The sequence below is a fragment of the Saccharibacillus sp. O23 genome (assembly GCF_002205895.1).
In the GTDB taxonomy this organism is placed as follows: domain Bacteria; phylum Bacillota; class Bacilli; order Paenibacillales; family Paenibacillaceae; genus Saccharibacillus.
The window spans coordinates 227,254-253,552 of sequence record NZ_NJDE01000004.1; the positions used below are offsets into that span (position 1 = coordinate 227,254).

Genomic DNA, 26,299 nt, shown 5'->3' on the forward strand with positions numbered 1-26,299 from the left:
TTATGTTATGATAAACGCATCTCGCAAGCGGATTCCGCCTGCCTGCGTATCGCTTACATAAACGAATTACGGGAGGTTATTTTGCTGGACGAACGACAATTGCAAGACATCAAGTCGCTGCAGCGGCTTTGCGAACGGCAAGACGGGATTCTGCTCAAACTTAACGACGAAATGCTGAGATCGGATTCGCGTTCCGAAGACATGGATTATTTTCGTTACGAAAACGATCGGTTGGTCGGATTCTTGGCGCTTTACAGGTTCGGCGAAAAATTCGAGGTCTGCGGCATGGTTCATCCGGATTACCGCAGGAAAGGAATCTTCACCGGACTTTGGCAGGAAGCTTCGGCTTCCGGAAGTTTGGCTGCCGCTTCTTCCGTGCTGCTGAACGCTCCGAAAGCTTCCGTTTCCGCGTCCGAATGGCTGAAAACGACCCGCTGCCGCTACTCGTTTTCCGAATACGAGATGGCTTGGCAAGCGGACGCGGTGCAGGAACCTTCGGAGGACAAGACGCGTTCTCTGCCGTCCGTCTCTTATCGTCCTTACGAACCCGGAGATCGCGAAGACATCGTGAGACTGTGCGAGGACGGGTTCGAGATGAGCGAAATCGATACGGAGCAAATGCTGGAAGAAGAGCAGCGCAGCGCGAGCCGCAGCCGCAGCATGCTCGTTCTGCATGGCGAAACGGTCGGCACGCTGGCCATGGATTACGACGTACCCGGACAGGCCTGGGTGTTCGGATTCGTGGTCGACGCGGATTATCGCGGAAACGGGATCGGGCGCAGCGCGCTTAAACAAGTGATTCGCCGAGAAAATGAAGCCGGCTTACAGCCGCATATCGGCGTGGAAACGCAGAACGACAATGCACTGCACTTGTACGAAAGCTGCGGATTCCGCTCGTATGCGGTGCAGGACTACTACGAACTTCTACTCTGATCCGCCGCGCTCCACGAACGTTCGCTCCGCTCGACCAAAAGCCTTGCCCGACCGTTCGATGACGGTCTTCGGCAAGGCTTTTGCGTCGTTTGCGGCGGCGCCAAGCGTAAATCGGGATCGGCCGAATCGAAGATCAACTGAGCCTAAGCTCCGTCGAAGCTTCTTTTTCCCGTCGGCATCGTCCGCAAACGCACAACTGTTCTTCGTCTCCCTGCTTCATGCCGCTGTAAGCCAATTTCAGATAATCCAACGAGTTCTCGTACGGAATGTCGTCCAGCGAAAGGTCGATATATTCTCCGCTTAATACGTGATAAGCCTCGATCTTCGCCGGATCGGCACCGAACGCGCAGCGGCAGAACACGCGAGCCGCATGTCGGTAGCCGTCCAATACTGCCGGATCGTATTCGACGACGAATTTTTGCAGATGCAGTCCTTGCTCGTCCGTGCCCTGCCATGCCGCCTGCACGATCATCGAGAGGTCGATGCCCAATTCCTCGATCCGCGTCTCGAAAGTCTCGTAGAGCATCACGGGCCGCTGTCCTTCGTAACCGTCAGAAGCAAAAAAAGCGTGCAGGTTGCGGGCGACCTGATCTTTCAACTGCCAATAGCTCTGCTCCGAATCGAAATACGCGATGCGGCGCGGCCAACGATAGTCGACCAACTCCCCGGCATCCGCATGACGTCGCATCGCAGGATCTGCCGAATAATAGCGGTTCACCGCATGGCCGACCGCGTACTGGACACGCTCGGTCCAGTGGTAGTCGCCTCCGTGCGAAGAACAGGTGCCGCGCGCCGAATCGGCATACCGCGCGGAAGCCAGCCAGCGTTCGAGCCGATAGTCCCGAAGCAGCGGCGCTTCGCGATCCGTACTCATACGCCGACCGTGCCGGAAGCGAAACTTTTGCCGAACGCCCGGCAGGCTTCGCGTTCGTCGCCGGACGGATTCAGCTCCAGCTTCAACGGTTCCGACACGATCTCCGCGCCGCGCTCCGCCAGTTTTTCTTGCAGCAGATCGACGGCTTTGGCGAACTGTTCGTACACCGTGTCTCCGCTTCCGAACACCGCCGCTTTTTTGCCGGTCAGATCCAGATTCTCCAAGTCGTCGTAGAAATCCAGAAACTCGTCCGGCAGCTCCCCGTCTCCCCAAGTGTAGGTTCCCAAAATGATGCCGTCGTAGTCGAGCAGGATATCCGCGCTGCATTCGTCGGCCATTTTCACCGTTGCCGAACCGCCCGCTTCTTCGATTCCGCTCGTGATCAGTTCGGACATTTCTTCGGTGTTGCCGGTTAGACTGGCGTATATAAGAACGAGTTTGTTCATGGTCAGACCTCCAGAATTCATCGTAAAATCAAGAACCGCTCCGCTTCGAAGGATTCGTTCTGCTTCATCATAAATGATAATGATTATCAATGTCAATATACTTTGAATTTCTGGCTTTTTGTCCCCTCCTCGGGTAGAATAATAGTCTGGGAATCAAGCGTTCTTCGGAAAGCTCAGAAAGCAACAACAACTAAATAAGGGTGGTTTAAACGCAATGTATATGGCTGAACTTTGGAAAGATTACGAATTGATCGATACCGGCGCGGGCGACAAGCTCGAACGTTGGGGAGACGTGGTGCTGCGGCGTCCGGACCCGCAGATCATCTGGCCGATCGCGGACGAAAGCGGACCGTGGCGGGAGACGGCGGGACATTACCATCGGAGTTCGTCGGGCGGCGGCGCATGGACTTGGAAAAAACAGCTCCCGGAACGGTGGACGATCTCGTACGACGACAAACTGAAATTCTACATCAAGCCGACCAGCTTCAAACATACGGGGCTGTTCCCGGAACAAGCCGCGAACTGGAGCTGGATGATGGACAAGATCCAGAATGCCGGACGTCCGATTCAGGTCTTGAACCTGTTTGCTTATACGGGCGGCGCAACGGTAGCTTCGGCTTATGCCGGCGCGAGCGTCGTGCACGTCGACGCGGCCAAAGGCATGGTCCAATGGGCCAAAGAAAATATTCAACTCTCGGGTCTGAGCGACCGTCCGGTCCGTTTCATCACCGATGACGTCTTCAAGTTCGTGCAGCGCGAACAGCGCCGCGGCAACAAATACGACGCGATCATCATGGACCCGCCTTCTTACGGACGCGGTCCGAACGGCGAGACGTGGAAGCTGGAGTCCAGCTTGTATCCGTTCCTCGAATCCTGCATGCAGATCCTCTCGGACGATCCGCTGTTCCTGCTGATCAACTCGTATACGACCGGCATCTCGCCGACCGTACTGTCGAACATGCTGGAGATGACCATGAAGCCGCGTTACGGCGGTCGGATCAGCGCCGGCGAGATCGGCCTGCCGATCTCCCGCTCCGGCTTGACGCTGCCTTGCGGCATCCTCGGCCGTTGGGAGTCCAACTGATGAGCGGCTTGTCCGGCATTCCGGTGCTGCTGGAAGACAACCACCTGCTCGGCGTCGTCAAGCCGGTGAATATCCCGGTGCAGGAAGACGCCAGCGGCGACCCGGACATGCTGACGCTGCTCAAGAACGATCTGAAGATCCGGCACGACAAACCCGGCAACGTATTTCTGGGTCTGGTCCATCGCCTCGACCGTCCGGTCGGCGGCGCCATGATCTTCGCCAAAACGTCCAAAGCCGCTTCCCGGCTGTCGGACGCCGTGCGGACCCATTCGATCCGCAAAACGTATATCGCGGTGACCAACGGAGTTCCGCGCCAGCGCGAAGGACGATTGGTCCATTATTTGCTTAAAAACGAAAAGACCAATACGGTGACCGCCGTAAGCAAAGGAACGGCGGGCGCCAAAGAAGCGGTTCTGGATTATGTCGTGTTGGCCGACGACGGCAAACGCGCGTTGGTCCGCGTCGAACTGCATACCGGACGCTCGCACCAGATTCGCGTGCAGATGAGTTCGATCGGCTGTCCGCTGTACGGCGACCAGAAATACGGCGCGTCGCTGACCCGACCGGGCGAACAAATCGCGTTATGGTCGGTCAGACTGCGTTTCCCGCATCCGATCACCAAAGAATCGACGCTGCTCGTTTCGCTGCCGGACTCGCGCATCGCGCCGTGGAGCGCTTGGTCCGACAATGTGTACAAGCTGCTGAAAGACGAGCTGGAGCACGGCGAATAACGCAGGAAAGTTCGCAGGGCGAGCGGAATCCGCGCACAAAAAAAGGCGTTTCGAAAGCTGCTTGCGCAGCCGGAGGAACGGCCTTTTTTTGCGTTATTTGAAATAAACGAGCCAGATGGCGAAAAAGATACAGCTGATCGCCGCTGCGGCGGCTGCCGTAATCCAAGAAACCCGATGTTTGCGGGTATGGGGAATATACTTTTTCTCCAGATGCGCTCGAAAAGCGCAGACCAGCGTCGTGACGACGAAAATCAACGGACTGACGCTCGTCAAATCGTTCAACAACCACAATACGGTCAATACCGCAGCGCCGATGCCGATCCCCCAACAATAAACCCGATATCCGTCGGTCTGCGAGAGATGTTCTTTTTTGAACGTGCTTAGTTCTTCGTCGTTCAATACCAATATCAGCTTCGTCGCAAGCCGCTCCGTCAGCAGCAGTCCCATCACGGCGAACGCGTACAGATAGACAATATGGAGCATGGTATTCCTCCCTGCTTTTTTAGATGCCGTTCTATTCATTAAGACGCTCGGGAGCGGATAATCGTTGCTTTTCAGGCAAAAGAAAAACCTCTTCGGCTTCGAAAAGCGAAGAGGTTCTTCTTATATTCCGACTGTTATGCGCCTGTTTCGCGTTCGAACGAAAGCAGGAGATCCGTCAACGTATCCGGCTTGTCTACGGTAATCAACGCTTTCCCGATATGCTTGCGTTCCGTAAGCGGCGCTTTGGCCGCCGGGAATTCCAGTCTTTCCCCGCTGGACAGCACCGCCACGCTCGGCAGTACGCCGCTCGTGTTATAAGCGCCTACCAACCGGGCTCCGTTCGGCTTCACGCGCTTGCCTTCTTTGAATTCGAACGTTACGATGCCTTTGCCGCCGCGTCCTTGAGACGGATATTCCAGCAGCATCGAACGTTTGGCGTAACCCAGATCGCTGACGACCAGCACTTCGCCGTCGTCGCCGGTAACGAATAAAGCTGCCGCGACTTCGTCGCCTTCTTTCAGTTGAATGCCCCGCACGCCGGTCGATACCCGGCCCATCGTCGACACTTCCTGCTCGCCGAAACGGATACTCATGCCTTCCGCCGTTACGAGCAAAATATCTTTGTTACCGTCGCTGAGATTGACTTGAAGCACTTCGTCTCCTTCGGTCAACTTGCAAGCGGCCACGCCGCCCGCGCGCTTGGTCGCGTATTCCCGAAGCAGCGTCCGCTTCACTTGGCCTTTGCGCGTGACGAAGACCAGCGACTGTTCGGACTCTTCCAATTCTTTGACCGGAATGATCGATACGATCCGTTCTTCCTTGTCGAGCGGAATGACGTTGACGATCGCCGTGCCGTTGTCTTTCCACTTGAACTCCGGAATCTGATGGACCGGCAGCAGATAGAATTGTCCGCGCTGCGTGAACACCAGCAGACGATCCAGCGTGCTCACGTCGAGCAGATGACGGATATAATCGCCTTCCCGAACGCCGGAAGCGTTGCGATCGCTGCCCGAACGCGTAAACGACGGCATGCCCGTGCGTTTGACGTACCCTTCTTGCGACAGCGAGACGATGACGTCTTCCTGCGGAATCATGACTTCGAGATTGAGTTTGATCTCTTCGACTTCGCTCTGCAGTTCGGAACGGCGGGCGATGCCGAACTTGTCGCGAATCTCCGTCAATTCTTTGCGGATGACGCCGTTCAGCTTGCGGTCGCTGGACAGAATGCCTTCCAGTACGGCGATACGCTTCTCCAGATCGGCATGTTCTTTTTCGAGCTGCGTGATCTCCAGATTGGTCAACCGGTACAGTTGGAGCGTCAAGATCGAATCGGCTTGGCGTTCGGTGAACCCGAACATCCATTGGAGATTGTTCTGCGCGTCCTGACGGTTCTTCGAAGCGCGGATCGCCGCGACCACGTCGTCCAGAATGTTCAGCGCTTTGACCAAGCCTTCCAGCACGTGGGAACGGTCTTTGGCTTTGTCCAATTCGTGCGTCGTCCGCTTGGTGATGACTTCGCGTTGGTGCGCGATATACGCTTCGAGAATCGCTTTGACGCCGAGCTGCTGCGGCGCTTTGTTGACGATCGCCACCATGTTGAAGTTATAGCTGACTTGAAGATCCGTTTTCTTGAGCAGATACGCCAAGATTCCGTTCGCGTCGGCGTCTTTCTTCAGCTCGACGACGATGCGCATGCCTTCGCGGCCGCTCTCGTCCCGCACTTCGGCGATGCCTTCGACCTTCTTCTCCAGACGGATATTCTCCATCGCCGTCACCAGCCGCGCTTTGACGACCTGATACGGAATTTCCGTAATGACGATCTGCTGTTTGCCTCCGCGCAGATTCTCGATCTCCGTCTTCGAACGGATCTGAATCTTGCCCCGGCCGGTCGAATAAGCTTCGCGAATGCCCGCTTCGCCCATCACGATCCCGCCCGTCGGGAAATCCGGTCCCTGAATATGCTGCATGATGCCGTCGAGATCGATCTCCGGATTCTCCATGACCGCGATGCACGCGTCGATGACTTCCCGCAGGTTGTGCGTCGGAATCTCCGTGGCGAAGCCCGCCGAGATGCCGCTGACGCCGTTGACCAGCAGGTTCGGATAACGGGCCGGCAGCACGACCGGTTCTTTGGCCGTGTTGTCGAAGTTATCCTTGAACTGCACGGTACGCTTGTCGATATCGCGCAGCATCTCCATCGCGATCGTCGACAAACGGGCTTCGGTATAACGCATGGCCGCCGCCGGGTCGTCGTCGATCGAACCCCAGTTGCCGTGTCCGTCGACCAGCGTATGCGCCATTTTCCACGGCTGCGCCATCCGCACCATGCCTTCGTAGATCGAAGAATCGCCGTGCGGGTGATAGTTGCCCATCACGTCGCCGACGGTTTTGGCCGATTTGCGGTAGCCTTTCTCCGGCGTGTTGCCCGATTCGTACATCGCGTACAGAATCCGGCGCTGAACGGGCTTCAGCCCGTCGCGCACGTCGGGAATGGCCCGGTCCTGAATGATATATTTGGAATACCGGCCGAAGCGGTCGCCGACCACTTCTTCGAGAAATGCCGGTTTGAATAGTTCTTCCGGTACGCTCATAGGTTAAAAATCTCCTTCTGCCCTTTATTCTTCGACTTCGGTAAAGTCCACGTGTTCCACGATCCAGCGTTTGCGCGGGTCGACTTTGTCGCCCATCAGCGTGGAAACGCGGCGTTCGGCTTTGGCCGCGTCTTCGATCTGCACTTGAAGCAGCGTGCGGGTCGTCGGGTCCATCGTCGTTTCCCAGAGCTGATCCGGGTTCATCTCGCCGAGGCCTTTATAACGCTGAAGTTCGAAGTTTTTGGCGCTTTTGGTGAGCTTCTCGAGTTCTTCGTCGCTCCAAGCATACACGATTTCGTTCTTGCGCGAGCCTTTGCGGGTGATCTTGAACAGCGGCGGCTGGGCGATGTATACCCGGCCTTGATCGATCATCGGCTTCATGTAGCGGTAGAAGAACGTCAGCAGCAGAACTTGAATATGCGCGCCGTCCGTATCCGCGTCGGTCATGATGACGATCTTCGAGAAATTGCTGTCTTCGATCGAAAAGTCCGGTCCGATGCCCGCGCCGATCGCCGACACGATCGCCCGGTATTCTTCGTTCTTGAGAATCTCGGCCAGCTTGGCTTTTTCCGGATTCAGAGGCTTGCCTTTGAGCGGCAAAATAGCCTGAATCTTGGAGTCGCGTCCTTGTTTGGCGGAGCCGCCCGCGGAGTCGCCTTCGACGATGAACAGTTCCGTTTTCGTAAAGTCTTTGGACTGGGCCGGCGTCAATTTGCCGTTCAGGTTGGAGCTTTCGCTGCGCTTCTTGCCGGTACGCATCTCGTCGCGCGCTTTGCGGGCCGCTTCGCGCGCCCGTGCCGCTTGAACCGCTTTGCGGATCAGCACCTGCGCGGCCTGCGGATTTTCTTCGAGAAACTGCGACGTTTTGTCGGACACGACGGAGTCGACCGCGCTTCTCGCCGAAGCGCTGCCGAGCTGGTCTTTGGTCTGGCCGACGAATTCCACGTCGCCCATCTTGACGCTGATGACGGCCATCATGCCTTCGCGCAGATCGCCGCCTTCGAGGTTCTTGTCTTTCTCTTTCAGCACGCCGACTTTTCGGGCGTATTCGTTCAGCACGCGCGTATAGGCCGTCTTGAAGCCCGTTTCGTGCGTCCCGCCGCCTCTCGTCGGAATCGAGTTCACGAACGAAGCGATCGTTTCGGTATAACCCGCGTTATATTGGAAAGCCACTTCGACTTCGATTTCGTCTTTCTCGGCATAGAAGCGCACGACGTCGTGCAGCACTTCTTTGCCTTCGTTCAGGAATTCGACGAACTGCTTCGCGCCGCCTTCGTAATAGAACTCTTCGGTCGTGTCCGTACGGTAATCCGTCAGCACGATCCGCAGACCCGAGTTCAGGAAAGCGATCTCCTGCAAACGTTCGGCCAACGTGTTGTAGTTGAGCGAGATGCCCGCTTTGAACACGCGAATATCCGGCTTGAACGTAACCTTCGTGCCGGTCTGTCTCGTATTGCCGAGCACTTCGAGCCCGGTTGCCGGCTCGCCGACGTGCTCCGCGCCTTTCTTGTCGACGCGATATTCGAACCGCTGGCGATGGATCTTGCCGTCGCGGTAGATTTCGACTTCCAGCCATTCGGACAAGGCGTTGGTCACCGAAGCGCCTACGCCGTGCAGGCCGCCGGACTTCTTGTATCCGCCGCCGCCGAATTTGCCGCCGGCGTGCAGGACCGTATAGACGACCTGCGGCGTCGGCACGCCGCTCTTATGCATGCCGGTCGGGATGCCCCGTCCGTTGTCTCTCACCGTCACCGAACCGTCCTTGTTCAAACTCACTTCGATCCGATCGCAATGTTTAGCCAAATGTTCGTCGACCGCATTGTCGACGATCTCCCATACCAGATGGTGGAGGCCCGAGGAGCTGGTGCTCCCGATATACATGCCGGGCCGCTTGCGGACGGCGACCAGGCCTTCGAGCACCTGGATATCGTCCGCATCGTATCCTTGAACGGCCTGCGGAGCCGCCGTTTGTTGTGCCGTATCGATCTGTTCGGCCATGAATTCTCCCTCTTTCTCTCTTGCTCGCTTTTTGCCTCCGGATCGTTCATACGCCGAAATGCAAACAAGTGTTTTCATTTTTGCTCTTTTCATTCTAAGTCAAAACGTCCCTCTTCGTAAAGACGCCAAACGAAATAATCACGGAAACCGCCGCCCAAACGGCCAATGTGCCGATCGAGAATCCTAACGTCATGCCTTTGATCGGCGCGGGATTGCCGGCCAAATACTCCGTCAAGCCAAGATTCACCATAAACAAATATTTGGCGCTGGTCCAGGCCGAAGCCATATTCGTCAAAATGGAACCGGAGATCAAGGCGGCCATCATCACGACGATGCTCGCCGCCGTGCTTCTGACCAGAACCGATACCATGAAAGCGAGCAGCGCCACGACGACGCCGACGAACCAGACGAGTCCGGCCTGCATGAGCAAGTACTGCCACTGCGGCGTCGCCTGCACGTAGGTGAGATCGACGTCGGAACCGTTCAGCACGAATCCGGTAAAGATCGGAATGTTCCACCCCGAATATCCGAAGAACGCGCCCGATATCAAATAACAGATCAGATAGGCGCTCGCGACGATCAACGACACGAACATGAGCAGGGCGGTCAATTTGCTGAGCAGCACTTTCCATCTTCGGACGGGGCGCGTCAGCAGCATCTTGATCGTGCCGGTCGTGCGTTCGGAAGACACGAGATCCGACGCGATGGTCAGGATCATCAGCGGAATGAACAGCGTGGCCGAATTGTCGATGAACTCGCGCGTGAAGGTGACGCCGCCCGGTTCGTTCGGATTCACGTCATGGTCGAGGTAATACTGCATCTGCTGAATATAGATCTGCCGATAAACTTTCCACTCCTGCGGAACCCGGTCGCTGCTGAGGGAGTTCTGGTTGTCGATGATCGCCTGTTGGACTTCTAGGCGCCAATCGCTGCCGTAACTCTCGCGCCGTTCGAGCGACTGCTTCATTTGGGCGTAACTGAAGATCGGCACCAAGACGGCGAGGATCAACAGGACGATGTAAAAGCGTTTCTTTTTGACGATCTTCACGACTTCGTTCTGTACCATGGCCCAAAAACGTTTCACTCGATTCCTTCCCCCTCCGTCATTTGCAGGAATAAACGTTCCAGCGTCGGCGCGACGCGGTGGACGCCTCTGACCGCGATCCCTTCGCGCACCATCCGGTCCAGCACCTCGGCCACCCGCTCTTCGGGCGTCTCGGTCACGATGCTGCGTTCGTTAAGCAGCGCGGCGGCCGCATCTTCGAGCGCCGCGGCGCCGACGGCGTCGATCACGGCGATGTCCGCATACCGCCCGAGCAGCGCGAGCGCTTTTGTTCTCGGCTCCGCGTCCCAGATCACCATGCCTTTTCCCGCTCCCATCAGTTCCTCGACGGAACCGACCGCCAGTTCTTTGCCTCCGCCGATGATCGCCACCCGATCGCAGAGCAGTTGGATCTCGCTCAGCAGATGGCTGGACACGAACACGGCCAAACCGCCCGCGGCCAGTTCGCGAATAAAGCTCCGCATCTCTTTGATACCTTTGGGATCGAGTCCGTTCGTCGGCTCGTCCAAGATCAGCAATCGGGGACGGGCGAGCAAAGCCTGCGCGATGCCGAGCCGCTGCCTCATGCCGAGCGAGTAAGTGCGTACTTTCTCATGGATGCGGCCGCCCAGATGAACGAGTTCGGCCACCTCGCGGATTCGTTTCTCGTCGATGCCGTCCTGCATGCGCGCGAAATGCGTCAAGTTCTCCCATCCGGTCAAAAACGGATACATCTCCGGATTCTCAACGATGGAACCGACGTATTTAAGCGCTTCTTCGGGCTGCTTCTGCACATCGCGCCCGCAGATCTCCACGCTGCCCGAAGTCGGCCGGATCAATCCGACGAGCATGCGGATCGTGGTCGTTTTGCCTGCGCCGTTCGGACCCAGAAATCCGAAGATTTCGCCGGCCCGCACGTCGAAACTGATACTATGGATGATCGTCTTGCGTCCGATGCGTTTGTTCAAACCTCGAACGCGAAGCACGGAATCGCCGTCCGTCTGCTGCATCTGTCATCGCCTCTTTCTGTCGATTCTCTGGCCTTTGCGGATCTACTCCATGCCTTGAACGATTCGCCGGGCGATTCGTTCGTAACCGGCCGAATTGGGATGGAAATGGTCGAACGACAAATAAGCTCCCGGGTCCCGTTGAAACAGGTCGAATGTCGGCGTCAGCGTCATGCCGTCCCGTTCGACGATCAGGGAAGCCGCCTTCGCGTTCCATTCCACGATGCCGCGATCGCCTTCTTCCCGCAGCGATTCGATATCGCCGAACGGATTATACAGCCCGATATAGACGATCTCGGCCGTCGGATTGATCTTCCGCAGCTCGTCGAGCGCTCGGCCGAGACGTTCTTCCGTACCCGGAAGCGCCTGCTCCAACGCGGCGGTATTCGGCGCGTCGGCGCCCGTCTGAAGCGCGGCTCCGCCTTGGAACAAATCGTTCGCGCCGATCGACAGCAAGATGACGTTCGCTTCTTTCAGCACATACTGTACGCCCGGCTGCTTCAATTCGTCCAGCAGTTCCTGCGTGGTCATGCCGTTGATCCCCAGATTATTAAGAAAATGCACCGGTTTCCGGCCTGCTTCTTCGAGCCCGGCGGCCGCGCGTCTGGCAAATCCTTGCCCGGTCGTATCGCCCGTTCCTTTGGCCAGAGAATCGCCGATCGCGACGATTCGATAGCTGCCGTCTTCCGGCGAAGGCTCGCGCTCCGTCAACGGCGCTGCGGCCGAAGAAGCTTCCGACTCGGCAAGGTTAGGCTTCGGAAACATCAATTTGCCGGCTCCGTAGACGAAACCGACGATCAACAGCAGCGAAGCGGCCGCGGACAGCCATGCGGATACTCGCCAGATCCACTTCCACGAATTCATGGTACTCCTCCTTAGTCGGCATCTATTCGTTCTGCCGCACAGCGCTACTCTGTACCCAATATCTGTACCAAATAAAGGTAAGGTCACGCTCGTCCAAAACGCGCTAAATCCGTGTGCGTTTCGGCCAAACGTAAACCGACTGTTTGACCGGGTACAGAGTACTACGTACTAAAGATAATTGTTAGCCAAGCAATTTGCAAACGTCCGCCGAAAGATTTTTCTGCTTTTTTATGAAAAATACTTGCCAAGCTCTATAAATTCATGATAAGATATTTCTTGTCGCTAGGAACAACGTTGATAAAACGCCGGGCGGCCGTTAGACGAAATATGGGACATTAGCTCAATTGGCAGAGCATTCGACTCTTAATCGACAGGTTGTAGGTTCGATTCCTACATGTCCCATTCTTTTATATAATGAAGAAACCCAACCTCCCGGGAGGTTGGGTTTTTTTGTGGTTTCCGCCGAACGGATCAGCCGATAAACAGTTGGACCCAATAACCGTCGTAATAGGCTGCGCCGATCGACGTATAATTCGGATTCAGGATATTGCTTCGATGCCCTTCGCTGTTCATCCAAGATTTCATGACGCTCTCCGGCGAACGCTGTCCCGCCGCGATGTTCTCGCCCGCCGCGCGGTACGCGATCTTTTGCAGTTTGAGCATGTTGAACGGAGAACCGTAAGTCGGCGACGTATGGTCGAAGTACTGCTTTTTGGACATGTCGATCGCTTTGAGACGCGCCGTGCGCGCGACCGCCGCGTCGATCACGAGCGGTTTCAGCCCCGCTTGACGGCGTTCCAGATTCACCAAATAAACGACTTTGGCCGCGAACTGCGTCTTGTCCGTCGTCGTCTTGGCATAAGCCGCCTCGTAAACGGTTCGGGCTTGAACGGATTCCGCGGGCATTCCCGAGTACGCGCTCGCGAACGTGACGGCGGCCAGAGCCCATATCGCGCTCTTTTTTCTCATCGTTATCGTTCCTCCTCTACGGTGACTTGAAATCTCTATAAACAAAAAGGCTCCGCTCGAAAAAGCCGGAACCGAAAGTGATTATTTCCCTTTGTCTGAATGTCCGATCCGACGCCGCCCGCTCGGAAGTTACAGCGACTTGATAAAGCGGCAGCCGAACTTGGAGAAGCCGGCGTTGCGATAGAACTCGTGAGCGCCGAGCCGGTCTTCGCGGTTGATGCCGGTCAAGAACAAAGCCCGGCACCCGGACTGCGCCGCCCATTCTTCCGCTTGACGAACCAACTGACGGCCGATTCCGCAGCCGCGGCAGTCTTCGTCGACGATCAATCCGGCGATCTGCGCCGTCTTGCTTTCGCTTCCGCGCGCGGCGATCAGGCGCAGCGCGATCATGCCTACCGGTTTCCCGTTTCGTTCCGCCAAATAAGTGCGATAATTCGGATCGTTCTCCCGGCTCTCCAACTGTTCTCTCATCACGCTCGGAGTCGTGGGATAAGACAGTTTCCGCATCAGCTTCGTCAAGGCCTCGGCATCGCCGCAGGCCGCTACGCGAAGGTCGGCCGTTTTTTCCAGTACATAGGTTGTCATCCGAAATACTCCTCTTTTAGCAGACCGGCCGCTTCCCGGGCACGGCTGCGCGCAGTTTCGACATCTTCCGCCGCGCTAAGCGCAACGGCCATTCTACGTCCCGGCTTGGAATCCGGCTTGCCGAATACCCGAACCTGGGTACGCGGGACGCTCATCGCTTCCGACAGTCCTCCGACGGCAAAATGCTCGCTCGCCTTGCTTGCTTTCAATGTTGCCGAAGCGCCCGGCGTCAACAGTTCGACGCCCGTGATCGGCAGTCCGAGTATCGCCCGCACATGCAAAGCGAACTCCGACAGATCCTGAGTCGCCATCGTCACCATGCCGGTGTCGTGCGGACGCGGCGATACTTCGCTGAATACGACGCCGTCTTTGGTCAGGAACAATTCGACGCCGAACAGGCCGTAACCGCCCAACTCGTCCGTGATCGTTCGGGCGATCCGCCGAGCTTCTTCCAACTTGCCTGCGTCCATCTGATGCGGCTGCCACGATTCCACGTAATCGCCGTCCTGCTGAATATGTCCGATCGGCGGGCAAAATACGGTTCCCGACACGCTTCTGACCGTGAGCAGCGTGATTTCGCTCTCGAACGGCACGAAAGCTTCGACGATCACGCGCGTGTTGTTCTTCGCTCTTGCGCCTTCCAGAGCAAACTGCCAACACTTCTCCGCGTCTTCCGGCGTCTTCAGCACGCTCTGGCCTTTGCCGGAAGAACTCATCAGCGGCTTGATCACGCACGGCGCGCCGAGTTCCGCCACCGCGGCTTTCAACTCGTCGAGCGTATCCGCGAAGCGGTAAGCCGCGGTCGGCAGCCCCAACGTTTCGGCGGCCAGCCGGCGAATCCCTTCGCGATCCATCGTAAGACGCGCGGCAGTCGCCGTCGGAATCACGCGGAAACCTTCGCTTTCAAGCTGCTGAAGCATCGTCGTCGCGATCGCTTCGATCTCCGGCACGATCAGGTCCGGCTTCTCACGCAAGATCAGCTCGCGCAGCGCCTGCGCGTCCAGCATATCGATCACATGGCTGCGATGGGCAACCTGCATGGCCGGAGCCCCTTCGTAACGATCGACCGCGATGCACTCGATACCGAGGCGCTGCGCTTCGATCACGACTTCCTTGCCCAGTTCGCCGCTCCCGAGAAGCATGATTTTCTTCGCGTTCGCGGATCTTGGAGCCCCCCACATCGTTTGACCAACTCCTACGCTTTTTGGTTTGTCCTTTTCTATTTTGTGTGCTCGGCGGCCGAATTGCAACCCCGATCAATCAAATTTTTATGAAAAAATGACGAAAACTCGCGAAAAAAGTCGCGAGTTTTCTGCATATTTATTCTGTTCGCATTTAAACTTTCAACCTACGGAAAACGTTACAGAAAACGGAATTGCGCTTCGACCAGTCCGTTATAGATGCCGCCGTGGCGAATCAGTTCTTCGTGCGTGCCTTGTTCTTTGATCTCGCCGTGATCGAGCACGATGATCTTGTCGGCATGGCGGATCGTCGACAAACGGTGCGCCACGATGAACGAAGTCCGGCCTGTCAGAAGCACTTTGAGCGCCTCTTGAATCTTCAATTCGGTCTCCGTATCGATGCTGGCCGTCGCTTCGTCGAGAATCAGAATGCGCGGATCGGCCAGAAGCGCGCGGGCGAACGAAAGGAGCTGCCTTTGACCCATCGACAGCGCGCTGCCGCGTTCTTCGACTTCCGTGTCGTACCCGGCAGGCAGCGCCGCGATGAACTCGTGCGCGTCCACCGCTCGGGCGACTTGTTCGATCTCTTCGTCGGTCGCGTCGAGCCGGCCGAAGCGGATATTGTCGCGGATCGTGCCCGAGAAGATAAAGGTGTCTTGCAGCACGATGCCGATCTGCGCGCGAAGCGTCTCCAATTTGACGTCGCGCACGTCGATGCCGTCGATCTTCACCGCGCCCTGCGTCACGTCGTAGAAACGGCTGAGCAGGTTGATGATCGTCGACTTGCCCGAACCGGTATGTCCGACGAGAGCGATCGATTGACCGGCTTTCGCCTCGATATCGATCCCTTTGAGCGCCTGACGTCCGGGTTCGTATTCGAACACCACCTTTTCCAAGTTGACGTTCCCTTGAATTTTCGGCAGCGGCTTGGCATCCGGCTTATCGTCGATATTCGGCTTCTCGTCGAGGAACTCGAAGATCCGTTCCGACGAAGCCATCGCCACCAATACCTGATTGTACATCTGGCCCAGACGGTTGATCGGATCCCAGAAGTTGCCGACGTAGTTCGCGAAGGTCACGAGCAGACCCACGGTCACTTCGCCCTGCTGGATCAGGTACGCGCCGTACCAGAACAGGATCATCGAGCCGACGCCGCCCGTCGTGTCGATCAGCGGGCCGAACGTCTGGTTCATCGTCGAAGCGCGGTTCCAAGACTTGAGGCTGGCTTTGTTCAAGCCGTCGAAGAACTTCATGTTTTCTTTCTCTTGGGTGTAAGCCTGCGTGACGCGGATGCCTTGAATCGCTTCGTTCAAGTGCGAATTGATCCGCGAGTTCTTCATGCGCACGTCCTGCCAAGCCATACGGATCTTCTGACGCAGCTTGGTGGAGATAAAGAACATGACAGGTACGGTCAGAATAACCGCCAGTCCCAATTTCCAGTTGATCAACAGCAAAATGATGATGATGCCGGTCAACTGCACGCAGTCGATGACCGCGTTGACCGCGCCGCCCGTAAACAGATCTTGCAGCGAGTTGACGTCGTTCGTCACCCGAACGAGCACGGACCCGGCAGGTCTTTTATCGAAAAAGTTAAAAGACAGCTTCTGGATATGGGTGAACAGCGAAGCGCGAATATCGTAAATGACCCGCTGTCCGATGATATTCGTGTATTTGATCCGATAAACGTTGGCTGCCCATTGCAGCACGTACAAGCCCAGCACGGAAGCGGTAACGACATACAGCAGAGGCAGGTTGCCGGGCTTGATCGCTTTGTCGATCGCCAGCACGCCCGTCAGGTAAGGAACCGCAAGCTTGGTGATCGTGCCGAGCACGGTCATCAGAATGATCAGCGGCAGAAGCTGCTTCGCGTAAGGACGCATATAGCTGAACAGCCGAGCGAACTGCTTCCAATTGAAGGCTTTGTCGATCTCGTCGTCGTCCTTATAGATGAAGCGTTCATGCCGTTGATTGTTCGGCGCGGGTTTCCGGGTCTTCATGTCTTCGGTACGCGTACTCACAGGTTCGCCCCCCCTTCGCTGGCCTGCTCCGTCCGGGCGATATGGTCGGCGTATTGAATCGCATACACATCATGGTAAGGACCGGGCTGCTTGATCAGTTCGTTATGTTTGCCGCGCTGGACGACCCGGCCTTCGCTGAGCACCAGAATCTCGTCCGCATGGCGCAGCGAAGAGATCCGGTGAGCGATGATGAAGGTGGTCCGTCCGCGCATGACTTCTTGGAAACCGGCTTGAATCTCGTGTTCGGTCTCCATGTCGACGGCGCTGGTCGCATCGTCGAGAATAAGGATCTTGGGATTCTTGAGCAAAGCCCGCGCGATCGCGATCCGCTGCTTCTGCCCGCCGGAGAGTCCCATCCCCCGTTCGCCGACGACCGTGTCGTAGCCGTCCGCCATTTCCATGATGAAATCGTGCGCTTTGGCCAGCTTCGCTACGCGCACGATCTCTTCCATCGACACGTCGCTCATGCCGTAAGAAATATTGCCTCTGATGCTGGAAGAGAACAAGAACGTTTCTTGGAACACGGTCGCGATCTGTCCGCGGAGATCTTCCACCCGAATATCGCGGATGTCCGTTCCGTCGAACTTGATCGAGCCTTCCGTCACGTCGTATGCCCGCATCAGCAGTTGGATGATCGTGGATTTGCCCGAACCCGTGCCGCCGAGCAAACCGACGACTTTGCCCGGAGGCGCGTCCAGCGAGATGTCGTGCACGGCGCGCAATTTGTTGCCGTAAGCGAATCCGACGCGATCGAACGTCACATGACCGCGCGCTTGTTCGGAAGACAGCGCCACGGCGCCTTCTTTGTCCCGGACTTCGATCGGCTGGTTCAGAATCTCCAGCACGCGCTCGCCCGAAGCTTCGGACTGCGTATAGTTGTTAATATGGAAGCCCAGCCCCCACATCGGGCCGATAATGTACCAGATCAAGCTGAAGAACGCGACCAGTTCGCCGATCGTGAGCGTGCCGCGAACGACCATCGTGCCGCCGATGCCGAGCAGCAGGACCGCGCAGCCGGAAGCCAGCAGTTCCATGACCGGGAAGTAACGGCTCCACAGTCCCGAAGCATGCAGCTGATTGTCTTTGTAGCGGTCGTTGCGAATCGAGAACTTGCCCACCTCGTAAGGTTCGCGGGCGAAAGCTTTGACCGTGCGCACGCCCGTGACGTTCTCCTGTACCGCGGTCGTCAAAGATCCGAGCGCAAGACGCATCTCCTGAAAAGCCGGATGGATGCGCGATTCGAAACGCAGCGCCACGAATACCAGCAGCGGGATGGTGACCAGCGTGAACAGCGTGAGCTGCCAATTGATCGAAAGCATCATGGCCGAACCGAATCCGACCATCAAGAACAAGTTGAGAATCTGGGCGAAACCGAAGCCGATAAAGTTGCGGATCGCTTCGAGGTCGCCGGTAAGACGGGACATCAGGTCCCCCGTCTTCGCGGTGTCGTAGTAGCGGAAAGACAAAAATTGCAGTTTCTCGTAACACGCGTTACGAAGACGGTAAGCCAGGAAGTTGCCGAGCCGCGCGCCGAAAAAGCCGTGCAGGAACTGCATGCACGCTTTGAGCGCCACGACGCCGACTACGGCGAGCGCCAATCGGGGAACAAGCTCGAAATTGCGGGGCGTGATGACATCGTCGATCAGCACCTGAAGCAGTTTGGGGTATACCAACCCCAATGCGGTGGCCAAAGCCAGGAAAAGAATCGAAACAAACATGTAGGTTTTCTTTTCCCAATAATAGTCTTGCAGTCGCCTGAGAACGTTCATGTCTTTCCTCCTCGTTTTCGGGAGCGCGATCGGGGTCGCTCGATTCGATCTCCCAATTTCCGTATACGGTCTTTTATTGCTTGAGCATAATGCAGTTTATCACCGTGTCTTTATCCCGGCAAAGCGAGGAAAAAAGCGTATTTTGTCAAGGGAGCGGATCTCCCGCCGACTGGCGATGTCAGCGTATACATTCGGTTCAAATAGTCTTCCATGCTCGCTTATCCGGCCGGTTTGGCGTATTTAACCGATTAACATTCACAAATTTCGAAAACGCTTTTCTTTTTCGGCAAAGCGTTTCGCCCCGAATCGTAAAAAAAGCCTTCCAACATCGCGACAACGCCTGCATAATCGCGTCATCTCGCATAAAAGGTCCGCAGTCGAAGAGCAGCTGCTTGCTTAGCCGATCGGGAATTCGTCTCGATGTCCCACAGCAAAAAACCGCCGAACAAGTTCGGCGGTCGGTAAATGCGGATTTGGCGGAATAGCGTCGAAGACAACCGGAACCGCTCTCCACGCGAGCCGAAATCCGAGCTCAAACTCGCGAATCGCTCGCCTCGTCCGGGTTGTCCAGAGGCACGAATCGAAGCGCCGCAGAGTTGACCCGGTAATGCAGCCGCTCTTCCGACGGACCGTCGTAAAGCAAATAACCCAGCCGGATTCCCGTCAACCGGCTGACCAGCGCGGTTCGAACCTCGCCGCCGCCGAGATCGGCTTGGCGGCGAACCAAATGCGTATCCGCCGTCTTCGAAAAAGCCGGCCAGCCGTCTCCCGCGTCGTAACGGTCCGCCGAATCGAACAGCGGATCTCCGCTCAGTCGGTCGACGTAAACGCCGGAACGCTTCTCGTTCCAATAGGCGTTATCGTAAGGCGGCTCCATCTCGCCGAGAATCATGACTTTATATTCCGTATCGGTCAATTCCCGACGCAGCTTCTCCCGATCGATATCCGTATTCCAGTGATCCCGAATAAATTCGTCTCTGCCCGAATGCTGACGGTACAATCGGTAATGTCCGAAGCTGCGCTTGTAATACCCTTGATGCTCTTCTTCCGCCGGATAGAAAGGGCCTGCGTCGACGATTTCCGTCACGATCCTGCCTTTGAATCTGCCGCTTTTCTGAAGCGCCCGCTTCGAAGCTTCCGCTTCTCGGCGCTGCTCCTCGTTATGCACGAAAATCGCGGTTCGATACGACGCGCCCCGATCTTGGAACTGCCCGCCCGCATCGGTCGGATCGATCTGCTGCCAGAACAGCTCGAGCAGACGCGCGTACGGAAACACGTTCGGATCGAACACGATCTGTACCGCTTCCGCATGGCCGGTCGTTTCGCTTGCCACTTCTTCGTAAGTCGGATTTTCCGTATGCCCGCCGGTATATCCGGATACGACCTCCACGATGCCCGGCAGCTCGTCGAACGGAGCGACCATGCACCAGAAACAGCCTCCGGCGAAAGCGGCCGTTTCGAAAGAAGTTCCGGGCAGCGGGTTCGCGCGCGAATCGCCAGTCCGAGAAACTCGAGAATCGAAGGCTTCTTTTCTCGAAGCGACCTTTTCCGCGGCGGAAACGGAATGTTCTCCTGTCGATGTTTTGCCGCCGAGCAGACGCTTGGTCCATTTCATCGTTTCTCCTCCTCTCCTGCTTGCGCGCTTGCTTGTTCAGACCGCGGTTTAACCGAGCACCACGCATTTCGCGTCTTCGCCGTGCCCGATGCGGTTCGATCGCACGACCGGAATCCCGCGCGACTCCGTCAACGCGAGCAGATATTCGCGAACGAGGTCGAATTCGCCCCGACGCTCGAGTTCCGTGAAGGTGCCGAGCAGAAGCCCCGAGCACCGTTCCAGCGCGCCGGTCTGCGACAATTGGGCCAACATGGATTGAATACGGCTCGCGCCTCCGCTCAGCGATTCCAGCAGCAGCACTTTGCCCGAAGCATCGGGCCAGTAAGACGTTCCCGCCAGCTTCAGCAGACAGCGCAGATTGCCGCCGATCACGTCGCCGTTCAGATCTTCTCCCCGCAAAAATTCGAAGTCGAAATTGTACAAGTCCGGCAGCCCTTCGAAAAAAGTCCGGTAAAATTCTTCCCGCTGCCGCTCGCCGTAAGCGCCTGCCAGATTCAAGATTCGATAATGGTACGTACGGATACCCGAGCGCGCCGAGATCGCGTTCAGTACCGCGGATACGTCGCTTAATCCGAACAACGGTTTGTCGGCGCTTCGGATCGCCGCGTAATCGAGCAGCGGCAGAATCTGATTCGCCGCATCGCCGCCGGACAGATCGAAGATCGCGGCAATCTTCGGATCGGCGAACAGTCGGTTCAATTCGTCGGCCCGTTCGCGCGGCGTGCCGCTGAACGGACCGGCGGCGCGCATCAACGTACGCGATTCTTCGACTTGCAGGCCGAATCCGCGCAGATGCGAACTCAGCTCGTCGATCGACGCCCGCAGTTCCGGCGCCATGCCGTCCGAACAAGCGATCAAAGCGACGGTATCGCCTGTCCGAAATCGGAAGTGGGACATGTTCATCTCTCCTTTGGGTGTAGGCACGGACAAAGTCCGTTCTGTATGTTTATTTTACATGATTCGAGACTTGCAGGAAGAGGCAAGCCTTTCTATTCGAGCTGAGATCGAATCGCGGAAAGAAGAACGGGCCGATTTCGTACGAACGCGTTTGACTTCCCTTTTTCCGAATCGAGTATGCGGTTTTCTATTATGAATTTTTCATTACATTAATCATGTTGCGGAAAACAATGATGTTGCGAAAAACAAAAACCCGAGGCCGCAGCCAAGGGTTTAGGTGTTCTTATTTATGTGCCGTTATCGGAGGTACTTCGCTCCGACAGGATTCAGCCCTGCCGAGAGACGCGCATCTGACCGATCTGTTCCGGAGAAAGCGGCTTGCTGTAATAAAATCCTTGTACGTCGTAACAGCGCAGTTCTTGCAGCATGGCGACCTGCTCCAGCGTCTCCACGCCTTCGGCGGTGATCTTGAGCTTCAATTGGCGCGCCATCGAGATGATCATCTCGGCGATCGCTTTGCTGTCCCGATCGGTCGTCATCTTGCGAATAAACGAACGGTCGATCTTCAAACTGTTGATCGGCAGGCTGTGCAGGTAACTCAGCGAACTGTAGCCGGTTCCGAAATCGTCCATCGAAACGGAAATGCCGGTTTCTTTGAGTTTCTCCAAAATCTCGATCACATGCTCTTCGTTGTGCATCATGGCGCTTTCCGTAATCTCGAGTTCCAGCAGGTTCGGATCGAAGTCCGTCTCTTCCAAAGTCTGCATGATCGATTCGAAAATGTCCGGCTTCATCAGATGGACCTGCGAGATGTTGACGGCGATCGGCAGCGTCTCCAACCCTTCTTCTTCCCAACGCTTGGTCTGCCGGCAAGCCGTTCGCAGCACCCACTGTTCGATCGGCACGATCATGCCGTTCTTCTCGGCGAGCGGGATGAAGCGAAGCGGCGGAATCTCTCCGTGCACGGGATGATTCCAACGAAGCAGCGCTTCGTACCCGGTAGCGCGGCCGCTGCGGATATCGAACTTGGGCTGGTACAGCAGACGCAGCTGCTCGCGCTCGAGCGCATGCTCCAGATCCTGTTCCAGCAAGATCTCTTCCAGACTGCTGCGATCGCTGACCGGATCATAGAAACGATACTGCGAGCTGCCGTTCTGTTTGGCTTCGTACATGGCGGAATCCGCGTGTTTGGTCAGCAGTTCGCCCGACAAGCCGTCTTCCGGATACAGCGCGATGCCGACCGAAGCCGACAGCTTAACCGTGTGTTTGCCGAGCTCGAAAGATTCGTCGAAACGCTTTACGATGCGGTCGGCGCATTTCTCCACTTCGGCCCGACGGTGAATGCCCGGCAGGATCGCCGTAAATTCGTCTCCGCCCATTCGAGCCAGAAAAGCGCCGTTCGGCAAACTGTCTTTGATCAGCTTGCCCGCATGTTTGATCACCAGATCGCCGAACGCGTGGCCGAAGAAATCGTTTACGCGCTTGAAACGGTCCAAGTCGACGAAAATCAGCGTAAACGGCTCGGGCTTGTGTTCTCCGTAATGCGTGTACCGTTCCAGCGTAACTTCGAACGAACGGCGATTCGCAAGTCCCGTCAATTCGTCATGATACGCCAGATGGCGGATGGTCTCTTGATCTCTTTTTCGTTTCGTGATGTTCTTGACGATGCTGTAAGCGCCGACGACTTGGCGATCCACGACGATCGGAAGCGAAGTAAGCGCGAAAGACTGAATATAATTGTCGACTCCGCGCACGTCGATCTCCGCCGTACCGGGCTTGCCGCCCAATACGAGCTTCAGATGTTCCGCCACGATGCGTCTCTGTTCTCCGGCAAACAGGTCGGTGAAACGGGATCCGAGCATCTTCTGCCCCAGCTTTTTCGCGATGAATTCCGCTCTCGCGTTCATGCCCGTGACCGTTCCCCGACTGTCGAATTCCAGTACGCCGTCAGGATTGTGTTCGTACAAAGAAATATAGTGCTGTTCGCGCTCCTGTATCTTGCGGCTCTGCAAACGTTCGCGAACGCGCAGCAAATTGTCGGGAACGGCGACCAGTCCGCAGACCACGACCAACATGACCAGATAAGGAATCAGATACGCGCGCCCGTCGCCGATTTCTCCCGCGGCCGAATAAGATTCGAGCGGAAGAACCGATAACACGGCCAAGATCGGAATGCCGAACAAAGCAAGACCGCAGAAAACGACGCCGAACAGGCTCCATCGGGAGTTTAACCCGTGCTCGCGGTTGCGATTCGACAAAGCGAATAACCGAATGACTGCAAAACCGATGCAGAACGTCAGCCCCGAGGTCATCGCGACCAGATCGGGATTCCAAACCGCGATCTTATGGAACAGCAGCACGACATTCGCGTAATCGAACAGCAGAATGGTAATCGATACGAATAGTCCGGTGAGGAAAAAGCGGGTCGAACCGGTGGCGGGCATCAACGCGTAGCGGATCGCCAGGGACATGGCCCCCAAGCAGCCAAGAATGGTGAACAGTACATGAAGCACGTAATAGTCGTTGCTGACCGGCAGTTCCAGCGACAGCGGAGCCAGAATGTGCGAAACGCCGAACGCGACGGCTCCTAGAAGCACGACCGTCCTCTGACGCTTCTTGACCCGTTCGGTACGCAAATCGGACTGCCTCCACGAGACTCCGTAACGAATCAAAACGCATGCCGCCACGGAACCGAGCAGCGAAAAGGCCAAATACAGCCCGTTTAGTGATAGGATTACCCAGATGTCGTTCATGATCTTCTCTCCCACCTGCATATCTTAGGAATCCAACTAATACAACGAGTCAATCTTCCCAGAAGTAACTAAGTCTTTTATCTCATTAGTTACCCAGCAATATGAGTCCCGAAACTCATAAACGGATAAAAAAAAGGCATACATGTGAATGAATATCTCACATTTGTATACCTTTTCCTTTAAAGCAAACGAATACGAATAAAACCTTTTTATTAAACTTGAGGAGCGGATTTCAGAACTTCTTGCAGCCGCTGACGGATCTCCTGCCAGCGTTCCGTGTCCGGTCGGCCCGACAACGAAATCGTGACGCCTTGAGCCGCTTCTTCGGCCCGTCGGCGCAGTTCCGAAGCTTCCGCTTCGAGTTTGCCGGCAAGCTGACGACCGTAGAAACTCTCGAATTCCGGAAGCCGCGCATCCGTGATATGCTGCAGCGCTTCGCGGAACGTAGCCAGCGCCGCTTCTTTTACCACGTCTCGGCCGCGCTGCTCGAAAAAGGCTTTGGGGTTCTTGAACAGCGGCCATAACGAAGACCAATCCAAGGCGCCGCCGAGCTGAACTTCCGAAATCTCCGGCGTCTCCCAAGGACCTCCGTCTCCGTATTGCAGCGAATCGAACGGCGCGCCCAGCGCGGCCAGACGTTCCCGGGTATCGCCCAGCGCCTCCGACAGCATTCGCTGACCTGCGCGTTCGATTCGCAGCCCCGTCGCGAGCAGTTCGTTCTCCGCTTCGCGCGCAATCATTCTCGACAATTCGCGTCCGCAGGCGAGGAACGAACTTTTCAGATCGCCGACGCCCGTATGGAGCAGCGCCGGATTGAAGCTCTCCGCGAACCAATCGCCGAAACGGAACTCGATGCGCTGACGAACGTGGAAAAGCAGTTCGCGAATCTCCCGAGTGAGTTCCGGCATCTTATCCGCCGTCCCTGCTTCTTCGATCATCGTCTTCGCTCTGGCGCTCGCGCGTTCCAGACGTTCCAGACGGCCGCGACGTTCTTGTTCGCCTTGGGCGGCTTCTTCGAGCCATCTTGTCAACCGGGCTTGAGCCGCAGCAATCTCCCGATCGGCTGCCGCCGCCGCAAGACCCGCCAACTCTTCGGCGGCAAAATGCATCAAGTCGCGTTCGAAATGGGCGAACCGATCGAACGAAGTGTCGGATCGGCCGGAGAAGGCGGCTTCGGCTCGCGCCGCCGAAACGGTCCGTCCGGCGCGTTTGGCATCCAATGCCTGAATGCTGGATACCGGGTAAATGCGCGGACGCAGAATGCCTTCCCCGCGCAGGCGTTCTTCCAGATGGCCGGTAACGCCTTCGCATTCTTCCGCCGAATCGGCCAAATCGGCCGCGTTGACGACGAAAAACGTCTTATCGACGGTATCGCTGCCTTTGACGCGGCCGAGCTGCGCCAGAAACTGACGGTCGGCGCGCGAAAACGCGTGATTGTAATACGTAACGAACACCAGCGCGTCGGCATTCTTCATATAATCGAACGTGACGCCCGTATGGCGGGCATGCACCGAATCGGCTCCCGGCGTATCGACCAACACGATCCCCTGCCGGGTCCATTCGGAATCGATATAGACGTCGATCCGCTTCACGAAGCAGGCGCGGCTCTCGTCGGCCGCGTACTGGCGGAATTCTTCCGGACCGACCGACATTTCGGTGCCGAGCAGCGGTTCGACGCGGTCGTAACCCGCGGCGGCGGCGCGCAGGAAGCTGTAATGCGCGCGGCCCGACGGATGAATCTTATCGGGAGTCAACGCGCGGACTTCCGCCCGCCAGCGGCCGAGCGCGGGATCATGCAGACCCAGCAGCTCGCAGGCGTCGGCGAGATCGCCCATCAATTCTTCTTCCGTCTTCATGACGACGAGCGCGCGTCCGTGGTCTTCGGCGCGCTCCGGCGCCATGATCCGGCTGATGGACGCGGTCGTCGGATGCGGCGACACCGGCAGGAACGAGTCGCCGAGCAGCGCGTTGGCGAACGAAGATTTGCCGGCGCTGAACGCTCCGAACAGAGCCAGCGTGAAGCGCCCGCCGCGGAGCGAGTCTTCGCGCTCGCGCATGGCCCGCAGGGCCGAATCGAAAGCCGGCAGCGGCTCGAGCAGGCCGGCGGCTTCGTGCAGGCGATCGGCGGCCGAGCGCAGAATCGCGAGGCGGCCGGTCGCGGGCTGGGCCGCGCTCGCAGCGGCCGGTTCGGAGCCGACAGGCGCCGCATCAGGCGCAGGCGCGGTCGCGGCCGTCTCTAGGCCGGGACGGGATGCGGCGGCGGGCACGGTGGCCCCAAGCTCCGAGCCGACAGGCGCGGCGGCGGAATCGGCCGCAGAAGACGAAGCCGCAGGCTCGGCGGCGCTATCCGCCGAGCGGTCTTGCCCGGAGGCGGCTTCGCGGCCGGTCTCGGGCGTTCGGCTGCCCGGTCCGCCGGTCGAAGGCGAGCCGGCTTGCGCGGCGGCGCTCGCCGAAGCCGC

Annotated in this window: 20 protein-coding genes and 1 tRNA gene; 4 read left to right on the plus strand and 17 right to left on the minus strand. The window is 57.2% G+C overall.

Annotated elements, in window-relative coordinates:
• The first annotated feature begins 81 nt into the window (after positions 1-81).
• Positions 82-933 carry a GNAT family N-acetyltransferase gene (locus tag CDO73_RS07405; protein ID WP_088487873.1) on the plus strand — a complete coding sequence of 284 codons (852 nt, stop codon included), beginning with the start codon at positions 82-84 and terminating at the stop codon, positions 931-933.
• Between the two features lie 133 nt (positions 934-1,066).
• On the opposite strand, the gene CDO73_RS07410 is transcribed toward CDO73_RS07405, so the two are convergent.
• Positions 1,067-1,807, minus strand: coding sequence for a hypothetical protein (locus CDO73_RS07410; RefSeq protein ID WP_088487874.1), 741 nt, complete (start codon positions 1,805-1,807; stop codon positions 1,067-1,069).
• Entirely contained in the window at positions 1,804-2,253 is a 450-nt protein-coding gene (locus tag CDO73_RS07415; RefSeq protein WP_088487875.1) for a flavodoxin, read from the minus strand. The genes CDO73_RS07410 and CDO73_RS07415 overlap by 4 nt, the downstream gene beginning before the upstream one ends.
• A 214-nt stretch (positions 2,254-2,467) precedes the next feature.
• Between CDO73_RS07415 and CDO73_RS07420 the strand changes: the two genes are divergently transcribed.
• Positions 2,468-3,337, plus strand: a complete 870-nt coding sequence (locus CDO73_RS07420; protein WP_088487876.1) for a class I SAM-dependent methyltransferase — start codon at positions 2,468-2,470, stop codon at positions 3,335-3,337.
• Positions 3,337-4,068 (plus strand): RluA family pseudouridine synthase, encoded by a 732-nt coding sequence (locus CDO73_RS07425; protein WP_088487877.1) that lies wholly within the window; start codon positions 3,337-3,339, stop codon positions 4,066-4,068. Before CDO73_RS07420 ends, CDO73_RS07425 begins: the two co-directional genes overlap by 1 nt.
• 93 nt (positions 4,069-4,161) lie before the next feature.
• Here CDO73_RS07425 and CDO73_RS07430 read toward each other — a convergent pair whose 3' ends face one another.
• From CDO73_RS07430 to CDO73_RS07455, 6 genes are all read right to left on the minus strand, one after another.
• Positions 4,162-4,551: a DUF4181 domain-containing protein gene (locus CDO73_RS07430; protein ID WP_088487878.1), complete on the minus strand. Its 390-nt coding sequence runs from the start codon at positions 4,549-4,551 to the stop codon at positions 4,162-4,164.
• Positions 4,552-4,685: 134 nt separating this feature from the next.
• The gene (gyrA, locus tag CDO73_RS07435; protein ID WP_088487879.1) at positions 4,686-7,142 is read right to left on the minus strand and encodes a DNA gyrase subunit A; all 2,457 of its coding nucleotides are present in this window, start codon (positions 7,140-7,142) and stop codon (positions 4,686-4,688) included.
• A gap of 24 nt (positions 7,143-7,166) precedes the next feature.
• Entirely contained in the window at positions 7,167-9,140 is a 1,974-nt protein-coding gene (gene parE, locus CDO73_RS07440) for a DNA topoisomerase IV subunit B (RefSeq protein WP_088487880.1), read from the minus strand.
• 94 nt (positions 9,141-9,234) lie between these two features.
• Complete coding sequence (locus tag CDO73_RS07445; protein ID WP_373446973.1) at positions 9,235-10,224, minus strand: ABC transporter permease subunit; 990 nt, start codon at positions 10,222-10,224, stop codon at positions 9,235-9,237.
• Entirely contained in the window at positions 10,221-11,192 is a 972-nt protein-coding gene (locus CDO73_RS07450) for an ABC transporter ATP-binding protein (protein WP_088487882.1), read from the minus strand. Before CDO73_RS07450 ends, CDO73_RS07445 begins: the two co-directional genes overlap by 4 nt.
• Positions 11,193-11,234: 42 nt before the next feature.
• Positions 11,235-12,053 carry a GDSL-type esterase/lipase family protein gene (locus tag CDO73_RS07455; RefSeq protein ID WP_088487883.1) on the minus strand — a complete coding sequence of 273 codons (819 nt, stop codon included), beginning with the start codon at positions 12,051-12,053 and terminating at the stop codon, positions 11,235-11,237.
• A 329-nt stretch (positions 12,054-12,382) separates the two neighbouring features.
• Between CDO73_RS07455 and CDO73_RS07460 the strand changes: the two genes are divergently transcribed.
• Positions 12,383-12,455 (plus strand) — tRNA-Lys (locus CDO73_RS07460).
• Between the two features lie 69 nt (positions 12,456-12,524).
• Here CDO73_RS07460 and CDO73_RS07465 read toward each other — a convergent pair.
• From CDO73_RS07465 to CDO73_RS07505, 9 genes are all read right to left on the minus strand, one after another.
• A complete protein-coding gene (locus CDO73_RS07465) occupies positions 12,525-13,022 on the minus strand; it encodes a CAP domain-containing protein (protein ID WP_088487884.1) in 498 nt (165 codons plus the stop codon).
• Positions 13,023-13,151: 129 nt separating this feature from the next.
• Positions 13,152-13,607 carry a GNAT family N-acetyltransferase gene (locus CDO73_RS07470; RefSeq protein WP_088487885.1) on the minus strand — a complete coding sequence of 152 codons (456 nt, stop codon included), beginning with the start codon at positions 13,605-13,607 and terminating at the stop codon, positions 13,152-13,154.
• A complete protein-coding gene (gene purT, locus CDO73_RS07475) occupies positions 13,604-14,788 on the minus strand; it encodes a formate-dependent phosphoribosylglycinamide formyltransferase (protein WP_088487886.1) in 1,185 nt (394 codons plus the stop codon). Before purT ends, CDO73_RS07470 begins: the two co-directional genes overlap by 4 nt.
• 179 nt (positions 14,789-14,967) lie before the next feature.
• The gene (locus tag CDO73_RS07480) at positions 14,968-16,785 is read right to left on the minus strand and encodes an ABC transporter ATP-binding protein (RefSeq protein ID WP_088487905.1); all 1,818 of its coding nucleotides are present in this window, start codon (positions 16,783-16,785) and stop codon (positions 14,968-14,970) included.
• 17 nt (positions 16,786-16,802) lie between these two features.
• Positions 16,803-18,575 carry an ABC transporter ATP-binding protein gene (locus CDO73_RS07485; protein ID WP_088487887.1) on the minus strand — a complete coding sequence of 591 codons (1,773 nt, stop codon included), beginning with the start codon at positions 18,573-18,575 and terminating at the stop codon, positions 16,803-16,805.
• 532 nt (positions 18,576-19,107) lie between these two features.
• Positions 19,108-20,190 (minus strand): peptide-methionine (S)-S-oxide reductase MsrA, encoded by a 1,083-nt coding sequence (msrA, locus tag CDO73_RS07490; RefSeq protein ID WP_088487888.1) that lies wholly within the window; start codon positions 20,188-20,190, stop codon positions 19,108-19,110.
• 48 nt (positions 20,191-20,238) lie between these two features.
• Complete coding sequence (locus CDO73_RS07495; protein WP_088487889.1) at positions 20,239-21,087, minus strand: S66 peptidase family protein; 849 nt, start codon at positions 21,085-21,087, stop codon at positions 20,239-20,241.
• 326 nt (positions 21,088-21,413) lie between these two features.
• Positions 21,414-23,840: a putative bifunctional diguanylate cyclase/phosphodiesterase gene (locus CDO73_RS07500; protein ID WP_088487890.1), complete on the minus strand. Its 2,427-nt coding sequence runs from the start codon at positions 23,838-23,840 to the stop codon at positions 21,414-21,416.
• Between the two features lie 212 nt (positions 23,841-24,052).
• The coding region (locus CDO73_RS07505) for a dynamin family protein (protein ID WP_179218615.1) at positions 24,053-26,299 on the minus strand (2,247 nt) is incomplete at its 5' end.